This is a genomic window from Chryseobacterium sp. DZ-32, from assembly GCF_059587025.1.
Map to the genome: position 1 here is coordinate 48,083 of NZ_JCAIOM010000004.1, position 15,780 is coordinate 63,862.

A 15,780-nucleotide genomic window follows, 5' to 3' on the forward strand; every position below is an offset into this window, starting at 1 on the left:
AAACCTTTGTGATTGATAAAAATTAACTAATTGGTAATATTCAGTTTCATTATGATATGTTTTTTAAGATAAAAATTTCATTTTTTTAACCTTTTAATTTTTGTTTTTTACGAGCAATAAAAGCCACAAAAGCTTTTTAAGCTAGGCTATCTAGGTTGTGTATAGAAGTATACTAAAGGTTTTTAAGCAATAAAAACTTTTGCGACTTTGTGGCTAATTTTGAAAAACCTTTCTGTAAAATTCACAGCCTGATTCTTTTAATGTTGAAAAAAGGATGATTTACTTATATTTGCCTGCAAAGCAAATTCAAATGTTCAAAAAAGTAAGCACTGTATTTATCCTTGGATTTTATACTGTTTTTTGTTCGGCCCAGCAGGTCCGGCCTTCAAAATCATCTGAAATTTACCGCGAAATCAAAACCCTTAAAAACCTGCCTAAAGTTTTATATCTTGCGGCTCATCCCGATGATGAGAATACGGGATTGCTCTCCTGGTTAATCAACAGTCAAAATGTAGAAACAGGGTATTTATCTTTAACCAGAGGTGATGGCGGTCAGAATTTATTAGGCACGGAGCAGGGTGCTGCATTGGGATTGATCAGAACACATGAGCTTTTGGAAGCAAGAAAGTTAGACGGTGCGCAACAGTTTTTTACCCGCGCTATTGATTTCGGATTTTCTAAAAATACAACCGATACTTTTAAACAATGGGATGCAGACAGCATTACAGCGGATGTGGTTTGGGTAATCCGCCAATTCCGGCCTGATGTTATCATTTGCCGTTTTCCTCCTACGGCAGCAGCTGGCCATGGACAGCATGCGGCTTCGGCGGTAGTTGCGGAAAAAGCTTTTAAGCTGGCAGGAGATAAAAATGCTTTCCCGGATCAGCTGAAATATGTGAATACATGGCAGCCAAAACGCGTGTTGTGGAATACCTTCCGGTTTGGCGGAGTCAATACTACAGCTGAAAATCAACTGAAAGTTACCGTTGGGCAATATGATGCGCAACTGGGAATGGGCTATGGGGAACTGGCAGGATTAAGCAGAAGTTTACATAAAAGTCAGGGTGCAGGAACCCAGTCTGTAGCTGGCATCAGAACAGAATATTTTGCCCACGTTGCCGGCGAGCCTGCAAAAGCAACTCTTTTTGATGGAGTCACTAAAACATGGACTTCACAGGGAAATGCTGATATTGACCAGTCATTAGATCAGATTATTTCTGCTTTCAATTTCAATAACCCCGATCAGAGCCTGCCTGCTTTGCTTGCATTAAGAAAAAAGGTCATGGCGCTGCGGGATTCGGACCAGAAAAAGGATAAAATTAAATCTCTTGACAACATTATTTTAAGCTGTGCCGGGTTTATGGGTGAGGTGGTTACCAATCAGGCTGAAGCAGTTGCCGGAGATCATTATAATTTCAGGTTAAATCTGATTTCAAGAACTGTAAATCCTGTCGTTTTAGAAGACGTTAAATGGTTAAGCCAATCAGAAAGCTTCAACAGGGAACTGTCAAAAGATTCTTTAATTACCATTCAGCATGATATTCAGATTCCTGCAGATGCAGCACTTACAGAACCTTACTGGCTGGCAAAACCACCTGTGAACGCAGCAACTTTCGCTGTTCCGGATGAAACTTTAGTTGGTCTGCCTGAGGCAGAATCACCATTGAATGTTTTGGTCGGTTTAAAAATCGGTTCGGAAAAGTTTCAGGTTAAACTTCCTTTATCTTTCAAGAAATTGGACCCTGTGCGTGGTGATGTGGTGGAAGCCTTGCGTATTGTTCCTGCTGTGGAGCTGAAATTTACACAGCCGCTTTATCTGGTCAAAGAAAATGAAGACCTGCATGTAAGTTTAAATTTTAAGGTTAATTCCAACAAACCGTTCAATAAAGGAATTCTGAATCTGATGTACAACGGAGAACGATTAGGAAGCGCTGATGTAAGAGCTGTAAAAGAGAAAGATTTCACTTTCGATTACGTTATTCCAAAAGCTAAGCTTGCTTCCATAAGCTCAAACCGTTTGCAATTGGATGCCAATTATGTTGCAGATGGAGTCACTTATCATAAAAAACAAGTGTTAATTCAGTATCCGCATTTACCTTCCTTACAATACTTTGAGCCTGCCACTGTGACGGTGATGAAAGGCGATATTCAGGCGAAAGTAAAAAAAGTAGGTTATATACAAGGTGCGGGTGATTTTATTCCCGAGTTTCTGCGCATTGCAGGTGTTCAGGTAGATATCCTGAAAGACGGAGATTTTTATGGTAACTTAGATGAATCCGGTGGAAACGGCAGTCAAAACAAGCTGTCGCAATATGATGCCATCGTGCTTGGTGTCCGTGCCAACAATACGGAGAAAAAACTGGGGCGCTGGATGCCTTTTTTATGGTCTTATGCCAAAGCCGGAGGTAATCTGGTGATGCAGTATAATACCAATCAGGATGCCACCGTTGATCAATTGGGAATGTACAATTTCAATATTGCGAATAAACGGGTTACGGAAGAAAATGCTGCGGTAAAGTTTTTAAATCCCAGTCATAAATTACTGAACTTTCCGAATAAAATCACTGCGGATGACTTTAAGGGCTGGGTACAGGAGCGCGGTGCCTATTTCCCCGCTCAATGGGATGCAGCGTATGAACCGCTTTTTGAAATGCACGATGCAGATGAAGAGCCTCTTCAGGGTTCAACTTTATACGCGAAGTACGGGAAAGGTAATTTTATTTATACGCCATTGGCATTTTTCAGACAGCTGCCTGCAGGAAATGCCGGAGCAGCACGTTTATTTTTAAACTTTTTATCTGCACAGAAAAACTAATGAACAAAAAACTTAAAAATTGGAATACCTGGTATCTGTTATTAACAGCTGCATTAATCTTGCAGATTGCATTTTATTATTGGTTTACTAAATTCTGGGCATGAGTACTATAGATTGGACCGTTCTCGTTATTACACTTGTTGCAGTGGTGGTTTACGGCGTATTCATCGGCCGTGGCCAGAAAAGCAACGAATCCTACCTGAAAGCAGATAATAAAATGCCCTGGTATATTGTGCTGATCGGCATTATGGCCACCCAGGCGAGTGCTATTACATTTCTTTCAGCACCGGGACAGGCGTATACAGATGGAATGCGCTTTGTGCAGTATTATTTTGGTTTGCCTTTGGCGATGATTGTGATCTGTATTACTTTCATCCCGATATTTCAGCGCTTAAATGTTTACACCGCCTACGAATATTTAGAAAACCGTTTTGATAAAAAAACAAGGGTACTTACGTCACTGCTTTTCCTTTTTTCGAGGGGTTTGTCAACGGGGATCAGCATTTATGCTCCGAGTATCATCTTATCAAGTGTTTTAAACTGGAATATTTATGTAACCAATGTTTTAACAGGTGGTATTTTGTTGATTTATACCTACGTTGGCGGGGCAAAAGCTATTGCTCATACCCAGAAATTACAGTTTCTTATTATTCTGGGAACCATGGCTTTTGCAGGGTACCTCCTTATTCAGAATATGCCGGATGGAATTGGTTTTAGTGATGCGCTGTATCTGGCGGGAAAATCCGGGAAACTCAATGTCATCACCACAGAATTCGACTGGAAAGATAAATACAATATCTGGAGTGGCTTGATTGGCGGTTTTTTTCTGGCGCTTTCTTACTTCGGTACGGACCAGAGCCAGGTCGGTAGATATATCACTGCGAAAGATAATACCAATGCAAAAATGGGCTTGCTGTTGAACGGACTGGTTAAAATTCCCATGCAGTTTGCTATTCTTCTGATTGGTGCTTTGCTTTTCGCATTCTTTTCTCTGAAACCGGCCCCGATTTATTTTAACGAACGCTCCTATGAGTATTTAAAGGAAAAACAACCTGAGCAGGCAGCAGTTTTTGAAAAAGAGCATCAGGATTTACAAATAAAATTTAATGCAGAATCGAAAGAAATTTTAAAGCTTAAAGAACAAAATTCTCCTCAGCTTGCCAAAACGATTCAGGATTTTAAAGATACGCAATCGCAAGTAAAAGCATTGCATGGAAGGGTAGAGGAAGCTATTAATAATTCAAACTATAATGCAGAGAAAACGGACACGAATTATATTTTCCTGTATTTCGTGAAAAATACCTTGCCTGCAGGAATGATCGGGCTGCTTTTTGCCGTTATTTTTCTGGCCAGCTGGGGCTCCATTTCGGCAGCACTGAATTCCCTTGCCGCCTGCTCATTAAAAGATGTTCATTTACTATACAGCAAAGAAATTCCTGATGATAAAACCGAATTGAAATACAGCCGCCTGCATACTTTAGCCTGGGGTATTTTTTCAATTGGTGTAGCTATGTTTGCCACTCAGATGGGTTCACTTATTGAAGCGGTTAACGTATTAGGTTCTCTTTTCTACGGACCTATATTGGGGATTTTCCTTGTTGCATTTTACTATAAAAAGATCAACGGTCCGAATGTATTTATTGCTGCCATTGTATCGGAAATTACAGTTATTGCCGTGTATCAGTTCGATATCGTTTCTTTCCTCTGGCTTAATGTAATCGGGGCAGCAGCAGTTATTATATTTTCTGCAATCGGTTTGCTGTTTTATAAGCAGAAAACAGTAAATTCGTAAACGAACAATATTAAAAACAAACAAATAAAATATTATGAAAACGATTCTTAAATCTGCAACTGTACTTGTTGCTACGATGACGATCTCAATGAATGCCTTTGCACAGGAGGCTAAAAAACCTGCCAGCCCTCCGGCTACGGCTACGGGAAAAATTAAAGATGCCAACATTACAATAAACTATAGCAGCCCTTCTGTGAAAGGACGTACAATCTGGGGCGGTCTGGAAGCTTATGATAAAGTTTGGCGGGCGGGAGCCAATGAAGCCACTACTTTTGAAACGGATAAAGATATTACCGTTCAGGGTAAAAAACTGCCTGCAGGTAAATACAGCTTTTTCTTAATCCCTAAACAAAGCGGAACCTGGACAGCCATTTTTAACAAAGAACCAAAACAATGGGGTGCTTATAAATACGAACAAGCTAAAGATGCTTTACGTGTTGATGTAAAAACAAAAGCTTTGCCAGCAACACAGGAAACTTTAGTTTATAAAATAAACAGTAATGGATTTACAATGGATTGGGACAAAATCTCAGTTCCTGTAGAGATAAAATAATTTGAATTACAAATTAAAATCCCGGTTTATCCGGGATTTTTTGTTTACAATTTTGATATTGTATAAGGCTGCTGTTGCAGTTCTAATCATTTCCTGTTTAAGTTTTAAAATGCAGAACAGTCTCAATTACATTATAATACAGCCTCTGACCATTCCTCAGCCATCTTTTCAACATAATCTACAAAGTTGTCAACATCTTGTATCGTGTAAAAAGTGTATTCAGGCTGATCTTCAAGAGGATCAACATTCTCAAACCAATGATCATGTGCAAATAAAAGTACCTTCCCTGAATTCTTTTCATACATTGTCATATTGCCATTAGCTTCCAGGGCAAAGCAAATGAAGTCATTATATTGTATCGGTTGTTTGTGTTCTTCTTCACAAAGATTTTCATAATATTCTTCCCATTCGCCGATTCCCGTTATGCAGGCAGATTTTAAGAATAAATAGTCCTGATTATTAGTCAGGGCCGGTTCGGGCTGATGATAAGATTCTGAAATCCCGCCTATCTCTTTAAGTAATAATTCATGTTCTTTTGTTAACACAATGTTATCCGTATCTTCTAACTCAATTTTGGTTAACCAGCCACAGCTTTTATTGTACTTATTGGTCCATGAGAACAATCGGTAGGGATTATTGTTTACACTAAATTCCAGCTTTCTGGCCCTTTGAATAAGTTGAGATAATTTAGGGAATGTTGATGTAAAATTATCGGAAAGATTCAGAACTGATTCTGTATCATACAATGTAACAAGATCATTTGGCCTGATAAACCAATTGATGTCTTTTTTAAATGTTTCAAAGTCTAAATTCATTTGATTTTGATTGAATAAACAATAAATATAGGGAAGAAAATAATAATTGAGTTACCTACATCGAAATTAGAGTATATCAACTGTAAACGAAACGGTCAAAAGTAGATTTTAATGAAAGCTGTGCTTACGTTTCAAAGGGACTCTAGTAATCATCTGTAAATCATTGAAATATAGAACTTTATAGCATAATCCAGTACATTCAGGTTTATTGAAATATTAACCCGTTATTTTAAGAGATTGAATGAGTCCGTCAGACAATTGAAAATGATATTTTAAAACAATTGGGCTGCCCGGAAATGTTCCCGAAGCTTCCGCCGATAAGATGTTTTCACTTTCGTTATAATCTAATGGTTTCATACTGGCTTTGTAATCTTTGTTGGCTTTGTCAATCCAGCTTTCAATTTCTGCTTTTCCGTTATGGGTTTTGCCTTCATCAAATACCTCCGCATTTTCAGCAAAACAATTTGCATAGGCTGCACTGTTAAATTCGTTTTGGGCTTTCACCAATTCTGAAATAATGTTTGGTAAATTCATTGTATGGTATTTTAAGATGATTAAATGGTTGGCACTGTACCGCCATCGATTATAAATTCAGTTCCGGTTAAATAACTGGCTCTTGGTGAAACAAGAAAACCAACTAATTCAGCTACTTCTTTCGGTTCGGCAGGTCTTCCGAAAGGTATTCCGCCCAATGCATCCATAACGCTGTTTTGCGCTTCTTCTATAGTACTGTTTGCGTTTCTCGCAATTTCACCCAGCCAGGCTTCCGAAGCTGTTGTATTGATCCACCCTGGTGAAACAGCCAGTACCCGAACACCTTTTGGGGTAACTTCGTTCGATAAACTTTTACTATAGTTTCTCAGTCCTGCTTTTGAAGCTGCATAAGGTAAGGTTGAATCATAAAGGGGTAATTTACCCTGGATGGAAGCGATGTGAATAATTACACCATTTTTTCGCTCTATCATTTGTGGTAAAAACCCTCTGTCCAGTCGAACCGGAGCAAGCAAATTAGCTTGTAAGGTTGATTCCCAATCTTCATCGGTTAATGCTGCAAATCCACCAGCGGGTGTTGATGAAGAACCCAAGTTGTTCACAAGAATGTCCAGTCTCCCATAAGCCGACAGCACTTCGCTGATGACTTTTTGTGTTCCTTCTGCTTTACTCAAATCGGCAGGAATGAAATGCAGGTTGCTGTTTTCTTTTTCAGGCGCGTTTCTCGCAGTTATTATAACCATTGCACCAGCTTGCAGCAGTCTTTCTGCTATTGCTTTACCGGTTCCTTTTGTTCCGCCTGTTACTAGGGCAATTTTACCTTGAAGTTCGTTGTTGTAATTAAATAGATTTTCCATTGTTAAATTCTTTGATACAAATTTCCGAAGTATCACTTTTTCAGGCAATAACGGAAAATTGAATTGCATAGGGATAATTTTTTCCCCTATTGTGCAATTTGGCACATTGGATTAAATTTGTGTATGCATGAAAGAAAAATACCCTTGAATTTAAACTGCGGTCTTGACCTTATCGGTGAAGTCCTTTACGGTAAATGGAAAATCCGTCTGCTGTGGTTTATCAATGAGGGTCATCTGCGCCCAAGTGAATTACAGCGTAAAATTCCGGATGCTTCGAGACGCGTTTTAAATATCCAGTTAAAAGAACTTGAAGAGCACGAACTTGTTACAAAGAAAATTTATGCTCAGGTTCCACCAAAAGTTGAATATTCTCTCACAGATTTTGGAAAGACATTGATTCCGATAATTTCTGCACTGGGATATTGGGGTGATGAAAATGAAGAGAGGCTGAGAAGAGTGATTTTGAACAGGATGGGTGAGAAGGGTTGAAATGAAGATTTAAAAATTTTTGTTACTACTTCTATCAATTTATAAATAAAATGCGGTTAATTGTTCTTTTAATTACACGAATTAATTTCATCAATTATTATTTAGCCCCTTCAAAATATTTATACAATCATGATTAAATATACTAAAAATTTTAAACGAATAGTCTGAAATAAAAATGGCTCAATTTGGATTAAGTTGAAGCTGTTTTAATCTTTATGACCCCAACAGGATTATCTTTGAACACTTATAAGGTGATTGAGTTCGTTTAAACCAAATTAAGTAAGAACTGAAAAGTTCATTTTTATAACGTCGTTTTCCTTAAAATAAAACTTCTGCAATTTAATTATAAGAACCTAAAACTGGCAAACTAAGTACGGCTAGTCTTCAGGTGGTTTTTGTAAATCTTATATAGAACTTGAATAAATATCCAAAGAGTATTATTTAACGAATTCAAGGTATGTATCGAACAGATAAGAGTCGGATTATTTAATTATCAGTCCATTGCTTTAGTACAATTGCATTAGTTATTTCAAATAAATTGTCTCAATTTTAGATGTATTTAGTTGTTTTTTTTATAATAAAGAGCTGATAATTTGATGATTGTGTTAATTTTTGCGCTTGCTTTGTTTTGTGTAATTATCTATTATGTTGTTGTTTTTTTTAAATATTATTTATTATTTTTTATCATTTAACATTTATTTAATTGTATTTTTGGATTATTTTATTATTTTTGAATGTGTGAGTTTTTTGTTGACTTTTTTAAAATTTTGATTATTTTCTAATATATGTAGCAGGGTTGTTAGATTCTGTTAATGATGAAGCTGGTTAAAGTTTTATATTCATTATTTTTAATTACAAAAGACACAAAGGTTTTAAATACTTACGTTTTAAGAGTCAGATTTTATGTATAATAAGTACACTTAAATTTTGTGAAAATCTTTGGTTTTCATTTTATGTGCACTTTTATGCATTTTTATTTTAAGCTTACTTAAGTGAACTCAAGTGTTTTAAAATGAAACCTTTTGTGGTTTTGTAAAGGTTATTTTAGAAAACAAGTGTTTTATCTTCAATGAATTTGGATTGAAACTCTTCTAATTGCCCAGTTAAATGTAATGATACTTCCTAAGCTACTATAAAAGGAACTATAGCAGTAAGGACTTTATACAAATCAGAAGCTGACCAACTGTAGTAAATTATAATTATGTCTATGCAAAAGATAACTTTATTTTTTTTATCCCTTATCAAAATTATTTTCGCACAGGAAGGGATAGGTGTAATTAATAATAATTTATATGTTTCAATGGATGTAGGGGCAAAAAGTATTTCTTTTCAGGAAAATAAGAAGGGTATATTATTCCTGGCAGTGAAGAGGATATTATTAATCTTTTTTTTGTTTTTGTCCGGTATATTCTATACTCAGAAATGGTCTCCTGAACAAATAGACCGTTTACAAAACAAAATAGGAAGCCAATACATTCAGAAAGGCAGAATTCATGATGGGATTGAACAAACTAAAAAGTCAATAGAATTGTCAGAGGAAATAAATTATACAAAAGGCAAGGCAAGAGGATATATTCATATGGTAAATTTTCTTCATTCCTTGGGAAAGTACAATGAAGAACAGCTATACCTGCAAAAGGCGGAAGCTTTGTATAATACATTTGAAGACGATCCTGCATTACTCTCAGCATTTTTTGCTGCTTACGGAAAAAACTACCAGGAATTAGGATTAATAGCAAAATCCAACGAAAGCTTTGATAAAGCACTTCAAGAAGCTGTGAAAATAAAAGATAAACAGCGAAAGAGAAAACGTCTTCATTATATTTATGGGTGTAAAGCTATAAACTTCGGACTGATTGAATATAATGATTCCATGTACTATTATATACACAAAGCTTATAAAATTTTACCAAGAGTAGTGGAAGCAACTAATCTTACAAGCTATTTTCTCGAAAATAAGAAAAATCCTGATTCTGCAAAATTTTATCTTGACGAGGCTGAAGGTTTACTTAAAAACTCTACGGAGACATTTGACTTTTTGGTATTTAATTATATGTCCGGACAGTATTATGAAAGTATAAAAAACTACAATAAGGCTTTGGAGTTCTACGAAAAATCTCTCGCTTTATCAATTAAGATGAACAGACCCAAAAACATGATGAAGAATTACAAAGAAATAGCTGAAATATATAATCTTCAGAATAATCTTTATAAAGCCAATGAATATCTGAAAAAATATACAAAAATTAGGGATAGCTTTGAGAAAGGTAATTTGATTGCTTTACAGACCTCTGGAAAAAAAATCATAGATGATGAAAAGAAACAGATCCAAGATTCGAATAAGAAATGGTATTACATAATTACAGGATTATTTTCAGGGATAACTATTCTAATAGTTTTACGATGCTTTGGATATTACAACAAAATACAGAAAAAGGATCTGTTGTTGAAAGAGAGTACAACAACTATTTGGCAAAAAGATTTACAGGTGAAAGTATTAGAGCAAAAAGTAAATGAAACTTTTGATGAAATAATACAATTGGCAAAAGAAAACCATCCCGAATTCTGGGGACGTTTTCAAGAAGTATATCCTGATTTTCGTAGTAAAATTCTCAGTATTAATCCTACTTTAAAAGTTTCCGAACTCGTCTTATCGGCTTATATTTATTTAGGGTTTAATACAAAAGATATTGCTAATTATACCTTTAAGGCTGTCCAGACGATAAAAAATAATAAATATAATCTAAGAAAAAGATTAAATATCCCTGCACAGGAAGATATAGTAGTTTGGATAAGAAATAAGACGGATAAAGAAATTAATATTTAGAAAGGATTTCAAATACTTCTGAAAAGAGAATATGACTCTTGGGTTAAATAGTGTTTTCTGATAATATATTTTCTACGCTAATTTTATTAAGGTACTTTGTGGGTGCCTTATTTCTTTTGATTTAATCGATGAATTGTTTTGCTTCGTCCCTTTAAAACTTGGAGCTTTAGATTCTTTCATATAAAAAAGCGCAAATGAAAAATAACGGATATTCTGGTCTTAGTAAAACTTATGATTACAGCAAGATAAAAGTATAGAGATACAATATATAAAGATTATATCAGCGACTTTATATTGTATCGTAATGAATATTGTCTTGAAGTAGTACTATTAAGCTGTCTATTGGCACGAGTTGGAACCAGATATTCAACTTGCAAAGAATAACAGTCCAGAATTTTGGGTGCTTTGTTAGGAACAGTTCCCTGACTTTCGGAAAAAGACCCTGGAACTACATGCCAATCTTAAAGTTTCTTAACTTATCTTCTGTGCATATATTTTTCAAGCCTTACAACGAAATATATAGCAAGCATATATTTAGAGCAATACAGATCATCAGGAACAAAAAAATAATTTAAGAAAGAGGATTAAAGTTCCTGATGGGGATGATTCAACTCTATGGTTCGGGAAAATTAGAATAAAAGGTTTTGTGTTTGATTATCAGTGTTTTGTAATGCTAAGTACTTCGTTGGTACCTGGCTTTTTTTGCATATATAAAGTAATTTCATGTGATTTGCATTAAGTAACACTGTAATTATTTGTACGGTTACGAATACAGTTTAAGATGAAAAATTATAATTATATCCTTCTTAGTAGGGTATAATTAAAGGTAAAACACAATTCTAAAAACATACACATGCAAAAAAAATTTATTATGTATGGAGCTATATTAGTTCCAATGTTCCACCTAGCTCAAGTGGGGATTAGAACAACTTCTCCCATTGCAAGCCTTCATATGGAGCCGACAAGTATTTCGGCTCCTACGGGGATGGATGGGATCTTGATTCCCAGAGTAAAATCATTTCCTATTGCTCAGTCGAAGGGGCATACTATTTTTTTATTTCAGAACGCTACACTTCCGGATGGTTTTTATTATTGGGATGGCATAAGCTGGGTTTCCTTTCTTAGTAGTTATAACCGGCTGTATGATGATAGTATTTATGCAGTAACAGGAGTTGGTTATTCTGCTTCCGGAAATACAGAGAATAATGTATTATTTAATACATTAAAGGCATATAATACCACAGGTTTTTCTGTTTCGGGTAATCAGATTACTGTAGGAAAAAGCGGAACCTATCTGGTCAGTTTTAATTCAGCATTAAAAAAAAACGTCGGTACAGTTAATGAGAATAGAGCAATTTATACTTATAGAATAAAAAAGAACGGATTAACAGTTTTGACAACTTCCAATTCGATAACTAATGAAGGTACAACAGCAACCAGCGTGGCGCTTAGTGGAATTTTAAATCTGGCTCAGAATGATGTTATAATAGTGACAGTACAAAAAACTACTGAGACGGGAAGTACATCATACACAGGTTATGGAACCAACTGTATTACAATGACATATCTGAATGATTAATCTTTAATGTAATGAAAAAGATAACTTTATTTTTCTTAATGCTTGCTGTAGAATGTTTGTCTGCTCAGAATGGGATAGGTATAAACACCAGTGCTCCGCAGGCTCTGCTGGATATACAGGCAAAAAATACTGATACTCCGGAAAACTCTGCAGGTATGTTATTCCCAACTGTAAGTCGATTTTCATCTGTGGATCCTGCTCAGATTCAGAATGGAATGCTGGTTTTTTTGGATAACGCAATTACGGCAGGTTTTGAGGGGTACTATTTCTGGGATGATCCCAAAAAACTATGGCAGTATTTATTCCAGACTAAGATTTTAGGAAAGAATCTATTTAAGACGATTGCTTCAGGAAATGGATTTCCTGTAATTTCCAATAGTGACACAAATACTAATGCTTGGTTTAAAACCTCCTTTACAGGTTTGAAAGCTCCGGATGCAAATTACACATTACAAAATGGCGATGTAGTTGTAGGGAAAACTGGAAATTATTCAGTATTCTTTACCGGTGGTGTATATAAAAATACAGGTGATACTGGGGCAACGGTAACAGAAGTGGGAATTTTTATAGATAACGGGGCTTCTCCTGTTCTTATAGCTAAATCACCATTACCGTCAGCAGATAATGCTAAAAGAAGTACCAATCATACGATTTCAAATATTATAACATTAACTAAAGGGCAGAGAATATCAGTACAGACACGGAGAACCAGTTCATGTACTACGGAAGTTGGGCCGGAGTCTGTTTATACACTAACCTTGTCTTATTTGGATTAATAATTATGAAAAATATATCAACTTTACTTATACTTGCTAACTTTTTTTGTTTTAGCTTTCTAAGCTCCCAGGTTGGGATCAATACCAATGCTGCTAAAACCACATTAGAAGTTAAAACAAGAGATAAAGATAATCCTTTAAGTAACGAAGGAGTAATCGTACCAAGGGTAACATCACTGAATGTAACAAGTGCCAAACCACATGGATTATTGGTTTTCCTTGACTTTGAAGATCCGCTCACTGAGGCTATTGAAAGAGGGTTTTATTGGTGGAATAATACAAGTAATACATGGATTCCCATTCTTTCTATGAATAAAATGACCAAGGACAAAACCATTACCTATGTAAGCTGTAAAAATGTATTTGATGAAGGACCCTTAACTTCTGTTTCAACCAATGTAAGAACTCTTGGTTTTGACGGTACTACACTTATTGCTAATGATACAGGTAACTTTGCAGTCAATACAGCCGGAGAACTGGTTGTGCAAAAAGCAGGTACTTATCATGTTCAGGGCGTAATTTCTCTTCATAGCATTACAAATGGTAATAATCCTGCCAGAGATGCCTATGAGGGAATCATTTTGGTAAATGGTGCAGAGCCTGTACCTAATCTGCGCACTGCATACGGGTTTCCCAGCGGGCCAAATGTTCTTGACAGCAACACAGCCATTTCCGGGTTTGTGACTTTAAATGTAAATGACAGGATCCGATTTTCCATAAACAGATATTATAAAGACCCTACTTTTACAGATGCTGCTACAATTACCCCCAACGGTACACTTTCTAATCTTACGTTGCGCTATATGGGCAATTTTTAAAAAAATATTAATAAAGTGTAAAAGCTGGATAATAAAAAATACACAATAAAAAAATACAATTATTGGTAAACTGTTTTGATTCCTGCTTTTTATTTTGGTCAAGTCTTACTGGTAAACGGAACCATTATATAACACGGGATTCAATATAGATAAAAATAGTGTTCTTAACTTTCATATTACCCCCAAAAATTTCTTTAGAGATTATTTCATAATGCCTATGCATCGATAAAACACGTAAAATTTATTTAAACACATGAAAAATTTATTCTTATTCTGTACAATCCTGATTCTTGGATTTTACAAATCTCAAGTAGGTATTAATACTCCAATACCTAAAGCTACATTAGATGTGGAAGGACAAGCCGCAAGTCCAACCGTAACAGATGGTTTTATACCTCCCAGATTAACAGGAGATCAGTTAAAAGCAAAAGATAACGTTTATTCAACTAATCAAACAGGTTCTATTGTTTATGTTACAGCAGCAACAAATTCACCTTCGGCGAAAACAATCAATGTAACAGCTGTAGGATATTACTTTTTTGATGGCACTATATGGAAATCCCTTGTTACCCCGGCTTCTGGTGGTACACTACTAGGATATAGTGCATTAGTATATGGTAATAGTGTTCCATGGACTGTTGACAATGTTATTACTACCTTTGATATAAGTCAGGGAAGTGGTAATCTTTCATCATGGAGAACAAATAATACCACACTTACTGTTCCTGCTAATCAAGGGGGAACATATATAATCTCATATACAGCAGGGCTTTTAATAAACGGCAGTGTCCCGACTACCTATTCTTTCATGGCTTTTCCGACTAAGAACGGTACTCAGATAGGTAATCGTTCCACAACTGCAGTGCCTGGGGGAGCGTCAACAAATTATAGTAATGAAACCGTTTCCAATACCTGGAGTGTAATAGTAGATTTAGTACCTGGAGATCAGATTCAAATGAGAGGATTTACCTATCTTGCTTCCGGTACTCCTACTTCTTTCAGAGTAGTACGTTTATCATTAGAAAGAGTAAATTAGTTTTAGTAAAAAAATAAAAAAATACGAAATATAATGCCTAATAAATATTATTGATTTTAATTTCATATCATTTACATTACAAATAAACACTAGAATGAAAAAAAATTACCTATTGTTGTTTTGTTTTTAAACTGCATAGTACATGCACAAGTTGAAATAAATACTTCCTGTACATGTGAAATTACAATATTCAGCTATTGTAACCGGAATGGTTTCTTTAAACGCTGGCAATCCATTTAATTTGGTAGTGTTTCTAAGTTACATAATACTCTAGTTACGGCCTTCTGAGGATACTCATTTACCTATATAATAGTCTGGGCTAAAGTTATTATTCAGTGTCACTGGATTGTAGAAATTAGGATTCTTTCATAAAGCTTGTAAATGCTTTTTTTAATTAGTTGCAACCTGATCTACAAACACAGTAATGCTATATATTGAATAGATTGTTCTTTTGGACAATCTATTTTTTTATAATAAAATATTCAAACATATGATCTGCAAATATTGCTTTAATATTCCGTTAAGTAATTAAAAATCGTTTATTGCTTTGATAAATAGGCTGCCGGCTTATTAGTAAAGCCAATATTATAATCTTTTTTGACTTCGTTTTTATCTTTTGAATTATTGATCTTTAATAATCAGAATTTACAATGGGAACTATAGTGTGTTTGATATTTCCCCAAAAAGTAGAATTTGACGGAAAAAGTTTTCAAACACCTAAAATGAATATCGTTGCTCAGTGTATACACCAGTATAACAACGGATTAGGAATAAAAAAAACCGACATCAAAGAATGAAATCTTCAAATGTCGGTCTTGTGACCAAGACGAGCGTATCTTCAAACACTTTTATCGATGATTTGGTTCGATTAAGCAAAATTAAAAATGAATTATGTCTCCCCAATTTATCATACAAATTCTATTAGACTTTT

12 protein-coding genes are annotated in these 15,780 nt (G+C 35.2%); 9 read left to right on the forward strand and 3 right to left on the reverse strand.

All coding sequences use genetic code 11. From position 1 onward, the window contains the following. The first annotated feature begins 310 nt into the window (after window positions 1–310). From AC59HC_RS05440 to AC59HC_RS05450, 3 genes are all read left to right on the forward strand, one after another. Window positions 311–2,815, forward strand: a complete 2,505-nt coding sequence (locus AC59HC_RS05440) for a PIG-L family deacetylase (protein ID WP_496558128.1) — start codon at window positions 311–313, stop codon at window positions 2,813–2,815. 100 nt (window positions 2,816–2,915) lie between these two features. Then, window positions 2,916–4,607: a sodium:solute symporter family protein gene (locus AC59HC_RS05445; RefSeq protein WP_496558129.1), complete on the forward strand. Its 1,692-nt coding sequence runs from the start codon at window positions 2,916–2,918 to the stop codon at window positions 4,605–4,607. Between the two features lie 34 nt (window positions 4,608–4,641). Beyond that, window positions 4,642–5,160 carry a DUF2911 domain-containing protein gene (locus AC59HC_RS05450; protein ID WP_110010501.1) on the forward strand — a complete coding sequence of 173 codons (519 nt, stop codon included), beginning with the start codon at window positions 4,642–4,644 and terminating at the stop codon, window positions 5,158–5,160. Between the two features lie 131 nt (window positions 5,161–5,291). Here the strand turns inward: AC59HC_RS05450 and AC59HC_RS05455 are convergent, their stop codons facing one another. From AC59HC_RS05455 to AC59HC_RS05465, 3 genes are all read right to left on the reverse strand, one after another. Then, window positions 5,292–5,975, reverse strand: coding sequence for a hypothetical protein (locus AC59HC_RS05455; protein WP_202839356.1), 684 nt, complete (start codon window positions 5,973–5,975; stop codon window positions 5,292–5,294). A 216-nt stretch (window positions 5,976–6,191) separates the two neighbouring features. Continuing rightward, window positions 6,192–6,509 carry a nuclear transport factor 2 family protein gene (locus AC59HC_RS05460; RefSeq protein ID WP_227943708.1) on the reverse strand — a complete coding sequence of 106 codons (318 nt, stop codon included), beginning with the start codon at window positions 6,507–6,509 and terminating at the stop codon, window positions 6,192–6,194. 20 nt (window positions 6,510–6,529) lie between these two features. Next, window positions 6,530–7,393, reverse strand: a complete 864-nt coding sequence (locus AC59HC_RS05465) for an SDR family oxidoreductase (protein ID WP_343639038.1) — start codon at window positions 7,391–7,393, stop codon at window positions 6,530–6,532. 75 nt (window positions 7,394–7,468) lie between these two features. Between AC59HC_RS05465 and AC59HC_RS05470 the strand changes: the two genes are divergently transcribed. The 6 genes from AC59HC_RS05470 to AC59HC_RS05495 all read left to right on the forward strand — a co-directional run bounded on the left by AC59HC_RS05470 (window position 7,469) and on the right by AC59HC_RS05495 (window position 14,849). Further along, window positions 7,469–7,813, forward strand: a complete 345-nt coding sequence (locus AC59HC_RS05470; protein ID WP_228406526.1) for a winged helix-turn-helix transcriptional regulator — start codon at window positions 7,469–7,471, stop codon at window positions 7,811–7,813. A gap of 1,207 nt (window positions 7,814–9,020) precedes the next feature. Then, window positions 9,021–10,640 carry a tetratricopeptide repeat protein gene (locus AC59HC_RS05475; protein WP_202839358.1) on the forward strand — a complete coding sequence of 540 codons (1,620 nt, stop codon included), beginning with the start codon at window positions 9,021–9,023 and terminating at the stop codon, window positions 10,638–10,640. Window positions 10,641–11,493: 853 nt separating this feature from the next. Continuing rightward, complete coding sequence (locus tag AC59HC_RS05480) at window positions 11,494–12,219, forward strand: phage tail-like protein (protein ID WP_202839360.1); 726 nt, start codon at window positions 11,494–11,496, stop codon at window positions 12,217–12,219. An 11-nt stretch (window positions 12,220–12,230) separates the two neighbouring features. Next, window positions 12,231–12,995, forward strand: a complete 765-nt coding sequence (locus AC59HC_RS05485; protein WP_202839361.1) for a phage tail-like protein — start codon at window positions 12,231–12,233, stop codon at window positions 12,993–12,995. 5 nt (window positions 12,996–13,000) lie between these two features. Then, entirely contained in the window at window positions 13,001–13,813 is an 813-nt protein-coding gene (locus AC59HC_RS05490) for a phage tail-like protein (protein WP_343639032.1), read from the forward strand. A gap of 253 nt (window positions 13,814–14,066) precedes the next feature. After that, window positions 14,067–14,849 (forward strand): phage tail-like protein, encoded by a 783-nt coding sequence (locus AC59HC_RS05495; RefSeq protein WP_496558130.1) that lies wholly within the window; start codon window positions 14,067–14,069, stop codon window positions 14,847–14,849. The last annotated feature ends 931 nt before the right edge of the window (window positions 14,850–15,780 follow it).